General features: G+C 49.2%; 15 protein-coding genes. All 15 read right to left on the bottom strand.

Features of this window, described 5'->3' with window-relative positions; translation table 11 throughout:
• The 15 genes from DW915_RS02215 to DW915_RS02145 all read right to left on the bottom strand — a co-directional run bounded on the left by DW915_RS02215 (position 1) and on the right by DW915_RS02145 (position 14,848).
• The gene (locus DW915_RS02215) at positions 1 to 489 is read right to left on the bottom strand and encodes an FMN-binding protein (protein ID WP_055228158.1); all 489 of its coding nucleotides are present in this window, start codon (positions 487 to 489) and stop codon (positions 1 to 3) included.
• Between the two features lie 12 nt (positions 490 to 501).
• Positions 502 to 2,517: an FMN-binding protein gene (locus tag DW915_RS02210; protein ID WP_118741471.1), complete on the bottom strand. Its 2,016-nt coding sequence runs from the start codon at positions 2,515 to 2,517 to the stop codon at positions 502 to 504.
• Between the two features lie 2 nt (positions 2,518 to 2,519).
• Positions 2,520 to 3,683, bottom strand: a complete 1,164-nt coding sequence (locus DW915_RS02205; RefSeq protein ID WP_118741470.1) for an FAD:protein FMN transferase — start codon at positions 3,681 to 3,683, stop codon at positions 2,520 to 2,522.
• Between the two features lie 246 nt (positions 3,684 to 3,929).
• A complete protein-coding gene (pflB, locus tag DW915_RS02200) occupies positions 3,930 to 6,182 on the bottom strand; it encodes a formate C-acetyltransferase (RefSeq protein WP_118741469.1) in 2,253 nt (750 codons plus the stop codon).
• Positions 6,183 to 6,377: 195 nt separating this feature from the next.
• Complete coding sequence (locus tag DW915_RS02195; protein ID WP_118741543.1) at positions 6,378 to 8,258, bottom strand: DUF5696 domain-containing protein; 1,881 nt, start codon at positions 8,256 to 8,258, stop codon at positions 6,378 to 6,380.
• Between the two features lie 116 nt (positions 8,259 to 8,374).
• Positions 8,375 to 8,728 (bottom strand): ribosome silencing factor, encoded by a 354-nt coding sequence (gene rsfS / locus DW915_RS02190; RefSeq protein ID WP_022462899.1) that lies wholly within the window; start codon positions 8,726 to 8,728, stop codon positions 8,375 to 8,377.
• The gene (gene yqeK, locus DW915_RS02185; protein ID WP_022462900.1) at positions 8,729 to 9,331 is read right to left on the bottom strand and encodes a bis(5'-nucleosyl)-tetraphosphatase (symmetrical) YqeK; all 603 of its coding nucleotides are present in this window, start codon (positions 9,329 to 9,331) and stop codon (positions 8,729 to 8,731) included.
• A gap of 12 nt (positions 9,332 to 9,343) precedes the next feature.
• On the bottom strand, positions 9,344 to 9,964 hold the full coding sequence (gene nadD / locus DW915_RS02180) for a nicotinate-nucleotide adenylyltransferase (protein ID WP_022462901.1): 621 nt from the start codon (positions 9,962 to 9,964) through the stop codon (positions 9,344 to 9,346).
• Positions 9,965 to 10,031: 67 nt separating this feature from the next.
• Positions 10,032 to 10,325, bottom strand: coding sequence for a ribosome assembly RNA-binding protein YhbY (yhbY, locus tag DW915_RS02175; RefSeq protein WP_022462902.1), 294 nt, complete (start codon positions 10,323 to 10,325; stop codon positions 10,032 to 10,034).
• Between the two features lie 28 nt (positions 10,326 to 10,353).
• Positions 10,354 to 11,652, bottom strand: coding sequence for a GTPase ObgE (gene obgE / locus DW915_RS02170; protein ID WP_022462903.1), 1,299 nt, complete (start codon positions 11,650 to 11,652; stop codon positions 10,354 to 10,356).
• Between the two features lie 110 nt (positions 11,653 to 11,762).
• On the bottom strand, positions 11,763 to 12,053 hold the full coding sequence (gene rpmA, locus DW915_RS02165) for a 50S ribosomal protein L27 (RefSeq protein ID WP_022462904.1): 291 nt from the start codon (positions 12,051 to 12,053) through the stop codon (positions 11,763 to 11,765).
• A gap of 4 nt (positions 12,054 to 12,057) precedes the next feature.
• Complete coding sequence (locus DW915_RS02160) at positions 12,058 to 12,378, bottom strand: ribosomal-processing cysteine protease Prp (protein WP_055228163.1); 321 nt, start codon at positions 12,376 to 12,378, stop codon at positions 12,058 to 12,060.
• 5 nt (positions 12,379 to 12,383) lie between these two features.
• Entirely contained in the window at positions 12,384 to 12,689 is a 306-nt protein-coding gene (gene rplU / locus DW915_RS02155) for a 50S ribosomal protein L21 (RefSeq protein WP_022462906.1), read from the bottom strand.
• A gap of 116 nt (positions 12,690 to 12,805) precedes the next feature.
• Positions 12,806 to 13,681 (bottom strand): DegV family protein, encoded by an 876-nt coding sequence (locus tag DW915_RS02150; RefSeq protein WP_055267903.1) that lies wholly within the window; start codon positions 13,679 to 13,681, stop codon positions 12,806 to 12,808.
• A 156-nt stretch (positions 13,682 to 13,837) separates the two neighbouring features.
• Positions 13,838 to 14,848 carry a type II CAAX endopeptidase family protein gene (locus tag DW915_RS02145; RefSeq protein WP_158554948.1) on the bottom strand — a complete coding sequence of 337 codons (1,011 nt, stop codon included), beginning with the start codon at positions 14,846 to 14,848 and terminating at the stop codon, positions 13,838 to 13,840.
• Positions 14,849 to 14,871: the final 23 nt, after the last annotated feature.

The raw sequence follows: 14,871 nt of genomic DNA, 5'->3' as shown, positions 1-14,871 counted from the left end.
TTATTTCTCCGCCTTTTCTATTGCTTCCTGCGCCGCATTTCTGATACCGGTGGAGCTGAATGTTGCTCCGCTGATCGTATCAACATCGGCGGACTGTGCCTCAATAATCTTTGGAATGATCGCCTCCGCGTTTGACAGATACGCACTGTCCTCGCCGTCGGCGGATGTGATGGCAAGATCGGTAATCTGGCCGCCCTCTACGGTTACTTCAACTGCAATGGTGCCGCCGAAGCCGTCAGCTTCACCGTCATACGTACCGTCCACGTACTGCCCTTCTGCTTCTGCTGCTTCACTTGCGGCCGTATCCGCCGTGTTGGATGCAGCTGCTGCGGCCTGCAGATTTTCCTTCTGAAGCTGGGTCGTCTCAAGCTCTGCCGAGAGCCGCGCGATCTGATCCTCTTTGTCTCTTTTATCGAGTACGGTATTGTAGCCGATCAGAACAGCAGCAATGACAGCGACATTCAAAAAACGAACAATCAATTGTCTCATCTGTTTTCCCCTTTATTGCGTTACTTTCGCAGCATCCAGCGCATTCCGGCATGCCTCAAGAATGGCTTTTGAGGAGCAGGTTGCACGGGAAACGGTGTCGATGTTTTCAAGCGTTCCGGTTTCCAGAATCTGAGCGGAAACGCCTTTGATTTTGGAGGTTCCTTCGGATGCGCGGCGGATGTAGGAGGCATTCTGACTGTCTCCGTCACCGGTGATGTTGCTTAACGCTACGATTTTATCGTTTTCAATTGTTACCGTCACGGAAAGCTGATAAGCGGTAAAATCTTCATCTTCATCCGGCTCGCAGACGGCAATCGCTGTGTATTCGCCGTCCTGATAGATCTTTTGTTCCGGAGTTTCCGTCGGGGTTGGTGTTTCGGTCGGTGTCGGAGTTACCGTTGGCGTCGGGGTTGGATTTTTCTTTTCCTCAGTTACGCGTTCTGCCTCTTTTAAAGCTTCCTCGATTGCCGCAAGAATTCCCCTGGAGCTGTAGGTTGCGCCGGAAACGGTGTCAACTTCCAGTGTCTGGTTTTTCACAACGTCCTTTGCTGTCTGTTTTGCGCGTTTTAAGAATGCTTCGTCATCTTCACTCTCGGTCACGAGAATTGCCTTGATCGTCTCATCCTGAATGACAACTGCCGTTGTAATGTCTCCCAGATAGCCCTCGCCGGTTCCGTAGTAAATGCCTTCCTCGTATGGGAATTTTCCTTCCGGAATCGTTGTGGTTCCGCCGCTGCTCGTTCCGTTATCCGGAACGGTCTCGCCGTTTGTTGCCTTCTTCGCATTTTCCAGCGCCTGTTTTACTGCGTTCTGGATGCCGCGGGAGCTGTACGTTGCGCCGGATACGAGATCCACATCGGTTTTCTGTCCGTCTACGATGCGGTCCGCTACGACTTTGGCACGGTTGAAGAATGTCTCGTCATCTTCGTTTTCCAGAATCAGTACCGCTTTGATCGTCTGATCCTGCAGGGCTACCGCCACTTTGATGTCTCCCTGGAAACCGGCGGCCGTTCCGTAATAAATTCCGTCCTGATAAGGAAAACTTCCCTTGGATGCAGACGAGTTGTTATTGTTCTGGCCGTTATTCTGACTGTTGTTTCCGTTGTTTGTATTGCCCTGGCTTCCTCCGTTTGTACTGGAAGACCCGTTCACTGCCGCCTGACTTAAGGCACTCCGCACAGCTTCAATAATACCGCGGGAGCTGTATGTCGCGCCGGAGACCGTATCCACATTCGTACTCTGTGTTGAGATAATCGTCGAAATCAGAGAGGAAGCACTGGAAAGGTAGCTTGGCGTATCGCTGTTTTCCACAATATCAATCGAAGCAATTTTTCCGCCGCTGACAACAACACAGACTTTCATTGTGCCGCCAAATCCCGTTCCAGTTCCGTAATACGTTCCATCCCGGTAGGCAGCCGGCTCTTCAATTTTAGATACCGTAACTGTTCCGCCAGCAGAGGCTCCGCCGCCTGCCGCTCCTGATGCGCATGCCGGTTCTGAAGTGTCCTCCTGACCGGTCAGTGCATTTTTCACGGCTGCAAGGATACCTTTTGAACTGAAAGTTGCACCGGAAACCGTGTCCACATCCACACTCTGGGATGCGATGATACGGTCGATAACTCCCTTCGCACGGTTCAGGAAAGCTGCGTCCTCGCCGGGAGCGCTTACAATCGAGATCGACTGAATCGTTTTGTCTTTCAATACGACAGAGACTGTAATCGTACCGCCAAAACCTGTTCCGCTTCCTTCGTACGTTCCGTCCGCCAGCTCAAAGCTGCCGGAACCGACGGCTGCGACAAGTTCTGCTTCGGTATCGGTTGTCTTTTTTGTATCGTCCTTCTTTTTTGTATCATCTTTCTTTTCCGCTGCATCGGTATCCTGTTCCGGCTCCGGTGTCACCAGTGCTTCCGGCTGCTCTACGGCGTAAACCGGTGCAGTGTAGCCGTTCAGCGAAATACCGGCACAGGCTGCTACGATAACTGCCGCGAGAGCCGGTGCAAATGCTGTCAGTTTTTTCCATTTTCCCATGGTTATGTATCACCGTCTTTCCTGATAATGTTTGTCTCGTGATCGGATGCGAAATCGTCAGCAATTCCTTCGGTTACATACAGAACGCCGTCCTCATCCTCCAGAATGGTGTCAAATTCATCGCTGTGTGCACGCCAGTATTCGGCCGCCTTGTCCTTCCCCATGATGAAAAGAGAAGTAGAAAGGCCATCCGCCAGTGTTCCGTCAGCACTTACGATCGTCACCGACACCAGACCGTTATTTGCCGGATGACCGGTCGATGGGTCGATGATGTGATGATATTTCATGCCGTCCTGTTCGAAATACCGCTCATAGCCGCCAGAAGTAATAACCGCCCGGTCGGCCGTCGAGAGAATGCCGAGATAATCATCCTCCGCTTCCGGACTCTGCACGGCAACACGCCATTTGCTGCCATCCGTTTTCGTGCCGACAACCTGAACGTTTCCACCGAGGTTGATGAGCCCGCTCGTCACACCGCATTCCCGGTAAATATCCGCAATTCTGCCGGATGTATAACCCTTTGCGATTCCGCCGAAGTCAATTTTCATGCCGTCCTTGGCAAAGCTGATCGATGCGCTGTCCTTGTCGTAAAGAATGTCATTGGCATCGGTCAGCGGAAGGAGGCTTTCGATCGTCTCATCCGAAGGAATCGTATAATTTCCGGTTGTAAAACCCCAGGCGTCCATGATCGGATAAATTGCGATGTCGAAAACGCCGTTTGTGCTGTCATACAGATCCAGCGAGCGTTCCAGCAGATAGGTGGTATCCTCCGATAAGGTTCCGCCGCCGTTTGCATTGATCTGCGCTACTTCACTCGTCTCCTCTCCGGTCGACAGAAGTGCATCCAGCCGCTCAATCTCCTGCTGCGCCTGATCCACCGCCGTTTCTGCATTCGGACCATAGGCAGTGACCGTCATGTACGTATCCATCGCAAAAATATCTCGGCTGCTCGATGCATCTGCGGCATCGGAAGAAGCTGTGGATGATGCGGATTTCTGCGTGGAATTCTCTTCCGAAGCGTCAGAACTGCTCGAAGACTCCGAAACAGACGCCGACTGTGTCTGACTTTCACTGCTCTCCGGCTGCGCTGCTGTCCCCGCACCGGAACATCCACCGACCGTCATCACCATGGCAAGACAAAATGCTGCAACAATTTTCTTTTTCATAAATAAAACTCCATTTTTTCTTATGTTAGGAAATTCTAACTTTGGTATTATAACATTAACTTGTAACTTACGCTATGAATTACTTGATAAAAGTTTTTCAATTAGCGTTCTGTATCTGATAAATTTTCTCATTTTATGTACTCTAAATCAAGTGGATTTTACTGGAATTCAAGCACCGATATACAAAAAGCCCCCACAGCCGCATTGCTGCGGCCGCGGGGGCTTTAGAAATAACATTTTCAGAAATTACATATGATCGTGGCAGGTACGTGCAATTACGTCCATCTGCTGCTCTTTTGTCAGGTCGATGAATTTAACTGCATAGCCGGATACACGGATTGTGAAGTTTGCATACTCCGGTTTCTCCGGGTGCTCCATTGCGTCGATCAGTTTTTCGGTTCCGAATACGTTTACGTTCAGGTGATGTGCACCCTGCTCGAAGTATCCGTCCAGAACGTGTACCAGGTTCTCGGTACGCTCTTCGTCGTTGTGGCCGAGTGCGCCCGGGTTGATGGTCTGGGTGTTGGAGATTCCGTCCAGAGCGTCCTCATACGGCAGTTTTGCTACAGAGTTCAGGGAAGCAAGAAGTCCGCTCTTCTCTGCGCCGTAAGACGGGTTAGCTCCTGGAGACAGAGGCTCACCGGCTTTTCTTCCGTCCGGCAGAGAACCAGTTGCTTTACCATATACAACGTTGGAAGTAATGGTAAGGATAGAGGTAGTCGGCTCAGAATCACGATAGGTATGGCAGTATTTCAGTTTGTCCATGAAGGTACGAAGCAGCCATACAGCGATCTCGTCTGCTCTGTCATCGTCGTTGCCGTATCTTGGGAAGTCGCCGGTTGTCTCGAAGTCAACAGCCATTCCTTCTTCGTCACGGATAACTTTAACTTTAGCGTATTTGATTGCGCTTAAGGAGTCTACTACGTGAGAGAATCCTGCGATACCGGTTGCGAAGGTACGTCTTACATCGGTGTCGATCAGAGCCATCTCTGCTGCCTCATAGTAGTATTTGTCATGCATGTAATGGATCATGTTCAGAGTTCCAACGTACAGATGAGCCAGCCAGTCCATCATAACGTCGTATTTCTTCATAACCTCATCATAGTCCAGATACTCGCTGGTGATCGGCTGATATTCCGGAGCAACCTGCTGTTTTGTCTTCTCGTCTTTACCGCCGTTGATAGCGTACAGAAGGCATTTTGCAAGGTTTGCACGAGCGCCGAAGAACTGGATCTCCTTACCGGTCTCGGTAGCAGATACACAGCAGCAGATGGAGTAATCATCGCCCCATACCGGACGCATTACATCATCGTTCTCATACTGGATGGAGCTTGTCTGTACAGAAATATGAGCTGCATATTTTTTGAAAGCTTCCGGAAGGTGCTCAGAGTACAGAACAGTAAGGTTCGGCTCTGGGGACGGTCCCATGTTTTCCAGTGTATGCAGGAAACGGAAATCGTTCTTTGTAACAATAGAACGTCCGTCGATTCCCATACCGGCAACTTCCAGAGTAGCCCATACCGGGTCACCGGAGAACAGCTGATTGTAAGACGGAATTCTTGCGAATTTAACCATACGGAATTTCATTACCAGATGGTCAATCAGCTCCTGAGCTTCTTTCTCAGTCAGGATTCCTTTTTCAATATCTCTTTCGATGTAGATGTCAAGGAAAGTAGATACACGGCCAACGCTCATTGCAGCACCGTTCTGAGTTTTGATAGCTGCAAGGTATCCGAAGTACAGCCACTGAACAGCTTCTCTTGCGTTCTTAGCCGGCTCGGAAATGTCATAGCCATAGGACTGTGCCATAACTTTCATATCCTGCAGTGCTCTGACCTGGTCAGCGATCTCTTCTCTTAACTGGAAGTCACCACGACGCATTCCCTGACGATTTGTTGCAGCGAAGTCTGCTTTTTTGCGCTCGATCAGGTAATCAATACCGTACAGAGCAACACGACGGTAGTCGCCTACGATACGGCCACGGCCATAGGTATCCGGCAGACCTGTCAGAATTTTATTGTGACGGGCTTTCATCATCTCTGGTGTGTAGATGTCGAATACACCCTGGTTATGTGTTTTGTGATATTTAGTGAAAATTTCATGAAGCTTCTCGCTTGGTTTGTAGCCGTAAGTCTCGCAGGACTGCTCAGCCATTTTAATTCCACCATACGGCATAAATGCACGTTTCAGCGGTTTGTCTGTCTGAAGACCAACTACCTGCTCCAGATCTTTCATGCTGTCATCGATATATGCTGCGCCGTAAGCTGTGATTCCGCTTACAACGTCTGTCTCCATATCCAGAACGCCGCCTTTTGCACGCTCTTCTTTCTGGAGTTCCTGTAATTTGCCCCACAGACGGTCTGTAGCCTCTGTTGGTCCCTCCAGGAATTTCTCATCTCCGTCATATGGAGTATAGTTGTTCTGAATAAAGTCACGTACGTCGATGCCTTCTTTCCAGAGTCTTCCGGTAAAGCCATCCCACTGTTCAAATTCTCTCATTTGCTTTGTTCCTTTCTGGTGTTATTTTGTTTCGTCACGCTCCGGCATCTTCTTTGCACCGGGCATGAACACCTCCGCATGCATAATATAACAAATCTCTGCTTTCCGCGCAAGATATGCACTTGAAAAAATACAAGGAAAACCACAAAATCTTGTATTTTTATAAGAACAAAATCTACATGTGGCGCTTTTCTTTTATTCCCCGTATCCGATTTCATATATCTGCTCTGCAAAGTCACAAATAACATATGTTCCATCGGAAAATTCACTCTTCTGTACGCTTCCGTCCGCCGTCATACACTCGTGGCGTACCAGTTCCAGGAGTGCCGTTTTTTCATGCAGCTCCGTTACAACGCGGCATCTTTCTGTCATCTCTTCCAGACTGATTTTCTCCCCGTCAAATGCACCATCTGTATTCGGATATGCGCCGTCCCGTACAAGATACGGTGCACCGCCTGCAAGAAGCGCATACAGCATATAGTCCTCGTCTTTTGAAACATGGTCCATCATCCACGGCTCGATTACGCAGTCATGATACACAAGATTAAAGAGCGGCACCGGGATTCCTTTTTTCGGTGTCTCTGCCGGGCGCAGCATAAAGTCGTACGGCGCATAATGGCAGAATACCAGATACGGAACGGCCCAGTCGCTGACCTCCTCGGAGCTTGAGAGAATCCCCTGTGATAGCAGCCAGGAGAAGCAGTTTCCGCGGTACGTATAGCAGTCTCTTCTCGTCATCACATGCTCCGGATTTGCGCACTCGTCGCCCTCGTTGCACGTAAACACATCGAGGTATGCACCGTCAAGCCGGATTCCGTTTTTCTTCAGCTCGGCAAAATTCCGTTTCACATAGAACGGTGCCTGCGTTGCACAGAGATAGCTCTGCGGTCCGCCCGCCCAGTAACTGTGTCCCGGTATCGTTCTATCCGGAAGGCGGCAGGCATAATTTTCATCGTAGCTCGGCGCTGCATGGTAATAATCGCGGTACTGGTCGTGAATACCGAATTTGTAGCCGAAATCATGCATCGTATCGACAAGCGATTTCATGTCTTCCCATCCGCCGGCCGCTTGGCATGCCGGTGTGTAGTCCGGATGCTGGTTGTCATACCCCGGTTCTGCCCAGCCGTCCAGATGAAGATAGACTTTCTCTACGCCGAGATCATGAATTTCGCGGATCTGCTGCTCGCGCACGGAAAACGGCACTACGCGGTTATTTTTCTCCGGATTCTGCGGATCGAAAAAGCCGGACTCCGGCTGCACAACCGTCTTGATTCCCGTATGGACAAAACACGTTCCCACAAGATCGTGAATGAACGGATTCTGTACTGCCTTTTCTTTCAAAGTGCGCAGATGACCCTGTTCCCGTACATACTGGCGGTACGCTTTGCAGAGGTCGTTATAATCGCAGTCATTTAAAAACGTATAACGGAATACGCGGCGGTAATTCATTGTTCCAAGGCTCGGCTCCAGCCATGCCCCCACGCTGGTATACGGGCCGCCTGCCGGGTGCTCTGCCTGATAACCGGCGTTCCACGGTGTTGTACAGATCGCTGTATAGCCGCATCTTTCCTTCACCTGGCCGAACCACGGCATATAGCCGCCGGAGGTCTCAAATCTGCCGTCAAACGAAAGCTTTCCAAGTTCCGTCTTCCAGGTATTCGGAATCAGAAGTCCCTGTCCCTCGGTAAGGAGTGTATACCAGTCATCGCGCCCGTTTGTAAACTCCATTGCCGTCGGCCACAGCACCTTTACCGGATGCAGTCCCTCCTCGCAGAGCGGAATCCACTCCATCCAGAGTGTTTCATCCACAGCTTCGATCCAGATAATCGTCTCGAAGGCATACGGTGTTCCCGCAAATCCCGCATAATGGCTCCGGATGCCGCATCCGACGCCGAAGGAATAGACCTCATGGGAAATCTCCTCTGCATCCAGGAAACGGTATGTTCCCTCTGCAAAAATCAGTTCCGGTGTCTTTTTCGGATCCGTATTCCAGACAACGCCGTCTTTTTCGATCCTAAGTCCCAGCGTCTCTTCATCGAGCATCACAGCAAGCGATCCGCTTTCTATTTTTTTCATCGTGTGATATTCCCCTTTTTCTTTATCATATGCGTTCCAAACACCAGAAAGGCGCAGAGAACCCGTCCGCCTTTCTCTGCACGGTTCCGGATTTTCTGCGCCTTTTTCCACCTAACTTACATAATCTCTTCTTTTTCTACGACTTTACCGTCTCTCCAGATTCTCTCCAGATCGTAGAACAGGCGGTTCTCCTCATCAAAGATGTGGATGACAACATCGCCGTAGTCCATCAGAATCCAGTTTGCGGTCTGATAGCCTTCGATCTGTTTTGGATGTACGCCGGCTTTTCCGAGTACCTCCTCTACGTTGTCTGCCATCGCCTGTACCTGGTTGCGGTTGCTTCCGCTGGCGATCATGAAATAATCTGCCAGAGTCGAAACATGGGTAATGTCCAGAATGCGGACATCCATTGCTTTTTTATCTTCCAGTGCTTCCAGTGCAAGTTTTGCAGTCTGTTTTGCTTCGCTCATTTATGCTTCCTCCTTTGCCGTCCGTCCCCGGTGCAGTGCCTCATAGAACTGATATGCCTGCTCCGTCATCGGATCCATCGTCTTCGGGTTTTCCGACAGATACGCCATACTGTCTTTTAAAATTTCATACATGCATTCGTCGATATCGGTGAATGCCAGCTTCCGAAGGCGGGTAAGGTGCGGTGCCTTGTTTCGTGCCGGTTCGATATAATCTGCGATATAGATGATCTTCTCCAGCAATGTCATATCTTCTTTTCCTGTCGTATGCCAGGTGATGGCACTTAAGATCTCCGGATCTTCCACCTTATACTTGTCCTTCGCCAGAAATGCACCGAGCTTGGCATGGATCAAAAACGGATTGTTCCGCTCAAACTCAGTGATTTCAATCTTATTTTTCTCACACATGGTAATTTTTTTCTTATTCGGAATGCATTTTGCACAGTCGTGAAGCAGTCCCGCGACACGGGCTTTTTCGAGATCCTCGCCCCATACCATCGCCATGGATGCTGCGGTAAACATCACACCGAGCGTGTGATGATAGCGGTCTTCATCGACTTCCTTCTGGAGTTTTTTGTCCAGTTTCCATAAATCGTACTGTTCCATCCTGCTCTTCCTCTAATCCTGATAGATTTTCTGCTCCTGAATGTAGGAAATCACAGAATCCGGCAGATAGTATTTCACGGATTTTCCTTCCCGGATCCATTCCCGCAGTTCGTGGGAAGAAACATCCAGATTCGGTGTGTCGAGTTTCAGAAAGGTACCGTGAAGTTTTTTTGCATTTCGTTCCATACAGGCCAGAAGCTCTTTCTCTTTTGCCCGATCCCTGGTCGCCACAAGGATCTTTGCCGCGGCGCAGATCCGCTCTGGGTTTTTCCACTCATCAAAATAGAACAGGGAATCCGCTCCAATGATAAAGTAAAACTCCGTGCCCGGATGTTCCTTCCGCATCGCCTCAAGCGTCCGATAACTGTAGGTATAGCCCTCATCTTCCATCTCTTTGGTGCAGAGCACAAAATGCGGATTGGATGCGATGGCACGGCGCACCATCTCGACACGCTGTGCATCCTTTGCCTGTCCCGCCCGGTTCCGCTTATGTGGCGGATTTCCGGCCGGAAGGAACCAGACTTCATCAAGCCCGAACTGCTCGTACGCCGCCTCGCCAAGGATCAGATGACCGATATGAATGGGATCGAAAGTGCCTCCCATAATGCCAATTTTTCTGTTTGTCTTTTCCATACGTTTTCCTCAAAAAGCGCCGGAACTGCAGCGGTATGCTCCGGTCCCGGCGGTTCTTTCCTGCGGATTATTTCGGAAGCTGAATTTTCTTTTTCTCTTTTTTGCCCTCTTTGTACAGCACGATCTTTTTGCCGATCACCTGTACGACCTGGGAATTGGTGCGTTCTGCCAGAACTTCTGCGATCTCTCTTGGATCATCGAGGCAGTTCTGCAGTACATTGATTTTAATCAGTTCTCTCGCCTCAAGTGCCTCTGCTACAGCAGCGGTATGCTCCGGCGTGATGCTGCTTTTTCCTACCTGCAGGATCGGTTCCATGGTCATGGCAAGGCCTTTCAGGTATGCTCTCTGCTTGCTGGTCATACGTCTCCTCCTTCGTTATTTATTCGTTCTATTTATAATAATCAAATTCAAATCCATACATCTTGACGGTATCGCCTTCCTGGATGCCGGCCTGCTCGAGTTCGTCTAAGATACCGGTATCTTTTAAGAACCGCTGGAAGAAAGCAAAACCTTTCTCGGAATCCAGATTGGTGTAGCCGAGCATTTTTTCGATCTTCGGTCCCTCGATGATAAAGCGGTGCTCGTCCTCCGGGTCCTGCTCGACGGTGTACGGCAGGTTCTCGGCAAGAAGCATATCCTCCGGGAAGAATTCCTGTTCGAAGACCATACGCTCTTTCGGAAGCTCATCGAGTTTTTTCTGTACGGCATATAAAAGCTCTTTTAAGCCTTTTCCGCTGACGGCAGAAATCGGATAAACCGGGATGCCTTTCGGCTCGAACTCTTTTTTCAGACGTTCCACCGGATCCTCTTCGCCCTCTTCTACATAGATCGCATCGGTCTTATTGGCCGCGATGATCTGCGGGCGTTTTGCGATCTCCGGGTTATAGGCTTCGAGCTCTTTGTTGATCTTGTTGATATCATCCACCGGATCTCTTCCCTCGGTCGATGCAACGTCTACTACATGGATCATCACGCGGGTTCTTTCGATGTGGCGCAGGAATTCATGGCCGAGGCCGACTCCTTCCGATGCACCCTCGATCAGTCCCGGGATATCTGCGATAACAAATCCGCTGCAGCCCTCAAGGTCTACGACACCGAGGTTCGGGGAAAGCGTGGTAAAGTGATAATTTGCAATTTTCGGTTCTGCATTTGTCACGCGGGAAAGCAGGGTCGATTTTCCAACGTTCGGGAAGCCGACGAGTCCGACGTCCGCGATGACTTTCAGTTCCATTCTTACTTCCAGCTCCTGTGCCGGCTGGCCTGGCTGGGCGTATTTCGGAACCTGCATGGTAGCGGTTGCGTAATGCATATTTCCGTTTCCGCCTTTTCCGCCTTTTAATACAACCTGACGGCGGTTTTCACCGGACATATCTGCGATGACTTTTCCGCTCGCAGCGTCCATAATGACGGTTCCTTCCGGTACTTTCAGGACAATATCTGCGCCGTTTCCGCCATGGCATCTGCGTTTTCCTCCCGGCTCGCCGTCGGTAGCAGAAAACTTTCTTCTGTGGCGGTAATCAACCAGTGTATTCAGTCCTTCGTCAACTTCAAAAATAACGTCTCCGCCTTTGCCGCCATCGCCGCCGTCCGGCCCGCCGTTCGGTACAAAAAGCTCTCTGCGGAAACTGACATGTCCGTCTCCGCCCTTACCGGAGCGGATCAGAATTTTTGCTCTGTCTGCAAACATGGTATTCTCCTGTCTTGTTTTATCTAAATCCAAATCGGTCTGTTGGACCTTTAATTATTATTAACAAAAACGGCTTCAAACCTCTTAAGATTTGAAGCCGCACCTTTGTCTTACTCTTCTGTTGCTACCGGATATACGGAAACCTGTTTTTTGTCACGTCCTTTTCTTTCGAAAGCTACGCGTCCGTCAACCATAGCGAATAAGGTATCGTCTTTTCCGATTCCTACGTTCACGCCTGGATGAATCTTGGTTCCACGCTGTCTGTAAAGAATGTTTCCAGCCTTTACAACCTGTCCGTCAGCTCTTTTTGCTCCTAATCTCTTGGACTCGGAATCTCTACCGTTCTTGGTAGAACCAACTCCTTTTTTATGAGCGAAAATCTGAAGGTTCATATTTAACATGGTATTACACCTCCTTGAATGCGATCTCTAAGTATTGTGCTCCATAATCGCGGCGGATACTTTCGAGGCCCAGCAAAAGTGATTTTACAAGAAGTGCGGTACTTTCAGAATACCCATTCGGGAATGAAAAATACACGTATCCATCTCCAGCTTCACTTATAATCAGATCCTCTGTCAATGTTTCCACGGAATTTACGGTGTTTACAATCAATGCGGAGACAGCGGCACAGATGATATCCTGCCCTTCCTCTGCATAGCCTGCATGACCGTTTGACTCCACGGAGATGTACTCGCCGTCAGACTCTGTTACGGTTATACAAATCATAAGACTTAAGCGTTGATTTTTTCAATCTTCACTTCAGTGTACTGCTGTCTGTGACCGTTTTTCTTATGATAACCAGTTTTTCTCTTATACTTGTAAACGATAACTTTTTTGCCTTTACCGTTTCCAACTACAGATGCGGTTACGGATGCATTTTTAACGTCCTCGCCAACTTTCAGTCCGTCATTGCTTACTGCAAGTACCTGATCAAAAGTTACGGTTTCTCCAGCTTCAACGCCAAGTTTCTCTACTCGGATAACATCGCCTTCAGCTACCTTGTACTGTTTACCACCTGTTGCAATAATTGCGTACATATGGCACCTCCCTATCAATTACTCGCCAGATTCGGTGGTCTTTCGACTCTTTTACCTCTCTGTGCGGCATACTTCTACAATATATCATCACGTCTGCTGTTTGTCAATAGTATTTTTCAGGAAATTGCAGATTTTTTTTCACATGCAATTGCCAGTGCGCCAGGTCCGATGTGGCAGGCAACGCTTAAGGACAGTGGATGCGCATCGACTTCAAAATCCGGGAAGGCTTCTTTTACTTCGACAATCCATCCATCGATTACTTCTTTGTCGTTTGCGGTATAGGCAATGTGAAGTCCCATGATGCCGGCTGCACGTTCTTTTGCGAAGCGTTTGTCCATATCTTTTTTCATAGCCTTGATCATGGCTTTCTTTGCCTGTTTCACACCGCGCGCTTTTTCAAACGCGTCAAGCTTCTCTCCCTGGATCGTCAGCACCGGTTTGATATTTAAAACGGTTCCGATCATGGCTGCTGCCGGCGTAACGCGGCCGCCTTTTTTCAGGTATTTTAACGTATCTACCATAATATAGATACTTGCATCCAGCGCATCCTCTTCCAGAATTGCTTTGATGTCTTTTGCTGCCACGCCGCGGTTTGCCATTTTCTTTGCATCCAGAACAGACTGCTGCTGCGTAACGGAGATTCTCTGGTTGTTGACAACCTGCACTTTTCCTTCGTAGTCCTCGGACAGCACGGTCGCTGTATCACAGGAGGTGGAAAGGCCGCTTGACATCGGAATGTAAACAATGTCATCGTACTCTTCGAGAATTTTGTTCCAGAAATCCATCAGATCTCCCGGAGACGGCTGAGATGTGGAAACAGCCGCATCCTCTGCCAGAATCTCGTAAAACTGTTCCTGTGTCAGGTCGATATCCTCAAACTGGATTTTTCCGCGCATGAAGAAAGGCATCGGAAGGACAAAAACGCCCAGCTCTTTCGCCTGACTCTGTGTAATACCGCTGTTGCTGTCGGTAGCAATAGCTGTTCGTGCCATAGTTCTTATTCCTGCTGTCTCTTTTTAGAGAAACAGCTTTTCCTTTCTGTAATATCGTGTAACGCTTGATTTGCTGTTATTCTATCATAAATCGTACCTGTTTTCTACCCGGCTTGGACATTTCTGCAAAATTGCCCAAACTGCTTTTGATTCTTTTTACATCATACCAATACCAAGGAAAAACAGTCCGCCAAGGATCAGCAGAATGGTCGGAATTACGATTTTTGCAATGGTCTTTTTTCTTCTCTCCTTCGGGAAAAATCCTTCGCTTTTTGTCTGCTGGTACATCAGAAGACGGCTTCCCATATAAAGACCGATCGGCATCAGCGCCGCTTCGATCAGATACATGCCGATGTACGTTTCCGTTGCGTATCCGCTGCCTGCTGCTGCGTTCCCCTGCGAGAACATATAGAGGAAGCTTGCCGCAATGCTCGCCACAATCGTCGATGCGTTATGGACGAAATGAAACAGCGAGCTGTAAAACATGTTGTCGGTCTTCATCCGCACATACGAGAGAACGATTCCCATCATCATCATCGGAAGAAAACGGACGATGCTCATGTGGAAAGCGCCAAAATAAACGCCCATCAGAAGCAGCATCACCCATTTCTTTTTGATTCCGCGCAGGCTGTACTGCAGAAGACCGCGGTGCAGTGCTTCTTCACAGATTGCCGGTGTCAGCGCAACGACAAGCAGCTCGCCGAAACAGGAAAGGCCCGCCATACTGCTGTCCATGGATTCCGAGAGGCTTGCGTATTCCTGCGGGAAAATCCATTCCATCAGAAGGAAAAGGGCAAGCACACCGCGGTACGTCACATACCACATCAGAATGGTTCCGAGGATTCCGGCTCCATCCGGCTTTTTTAATGGGAACACTTCTTTTAACGGAATATGAAGTGCCCGTACGACGAGAATGGATCCGATCAGGAATACAATGATCTCGTCCAGCGCATTTCCATACATCCCTCCTGCAAGAACCAGCGGGATTCCAGCGAGATTAAAAAGAACCATCAGAAAGGCAAACACCAGCAGGCCCTGCCATGGTTTCAGTATCTTTTCTTTTTCCGCCGGATGCGGCCGTTTTGCCGGCATCTGGTTTCGAAAGGGTTCGTAAAGATATGGGGTATCATTTTCATTGAGGTGAATCGGTTTCTTTTGTGGTTCCATATTCATTCCTCCTTTGTAAGGTC

Source organism: Blautia sp. AM42-2 (assembly GCF_003480245.1).
Lineage (GTDB): Bacteria > Bacillota > Clostridia > Lachnospirales > Lachnospiraceae > Fusicatenibacter > Fusicatenibacter saccharivorans.
The sequence above is the reverse complement of the archived record's forward strand: the minus strand, read 5'-3'. Positions and strand labels throughout refer to the sequence as shown.

Excerpts from the sequence above, each read along its gene's own strand:
- DW915_RS02215 (WP_055228158.1), bottom strand. The coding sequence starts at position 489 with ATGAGACAATTGATTGTTCGTTTTTTGAATGTCGCTGTCATTGCTGCT.
- DW915_RS02210 (WP_118741471.1), bottom strand. The coding sequence starts at position 2,517 with ATGGGAAAATGGAAAAAACTGACAGCATTTGCACCGGCTCTCGCGGCA.
- DW915_RS02205 (WP_118741470.1), bottom strand. The coding sequence starts at position 3,683 with ATGAAAAAGAAAATTGTTGCAGCATTTTGTCTTGCCATGGTGATGACG.
- pflB (WP_118741469.1), bottom strand. The coding sequence starts at position 6,182 with ATGAGAGAATTTGAACAGTGGGATGGCTTTACCGGAAGACTCTGGAAA.
- DW915_RS02195 (WP_118741543.1), bottom strand. The coding sequence starts at position 8,258 with ATGAAAAAAATAGAAAGCGGATCGCTTGCTGTGATGCTCGATGAAGAG.
- rsfS (WP_022462899.1), bottom strand. The coding sequence starts at position 8,728 with ATGAGCGAAGCAAAACAGACTGCAAAACTTGCACTGGAAGCACTGGAA.
- yqeK (WP_022462900.1), bottom strand. The coding sequence starts at position 9,331 with ATGGAACAGTACGATTTATGGAAACTGGACAAAAAACTCCAGAAGGAA.
- nadD (WP_022462901.1), bottom strand. The coding sequence starts at position 9,964 with ATGGAAAAGACAAACAGAAAAATTGGCATTATGGGAGGCACTTTCGAT.
- yhbY (WP_022462902.1), bottom strand. The coding sequence starts at position 10,325 with ATGACCAGCAAGCAGAGAGCATACCTGAAAGGCCTTGCCATGACCATG.
- obgE (WP_022462903.1), bottom strand. The coding sequence starts at position 11,652 with ATGTTTGCAGACAGAGCAAAAATTCTGATCCGCTCCGGTAAGGGCGGA.
- rpmA (WP_022462904.1), bottom strand. The coding sequence starts at position 12,053 with ATGTTAAATATGAACCTTCAGATTTTCGCTCATAAAAAAGGAGTTGGT.
- DW915_RS02160 (WP_055228163.1), bottom strand. The coding sequence starts at position 12,378 with ATGATTTGTATAACCGTAACAGAGTCTGACGGCGAGTACATCTCCGTG.
- rplU (WP_022462906.1), bottom strand. The coding sequence starts at position 12,689 with ATGTACGCAATTATTGCAACAGGTGGTAAACAGTACAAGGTAGCTGAA.
- DW915_RS02150 (WP_055267903.1), bottom strand. The coding sequence starts at position 13,681 with ATGGCACGAACAGCTATTGCTACCGACAGCAACAGCGGTATTACACAG.
- DW915_RS02145 (WP_158554948.1), bottom strand. The coding sequence starts at position 14,848 with ATGGAACCACAAAAGAAACCGATTCACCTCAATGAAAATGATACCCCA.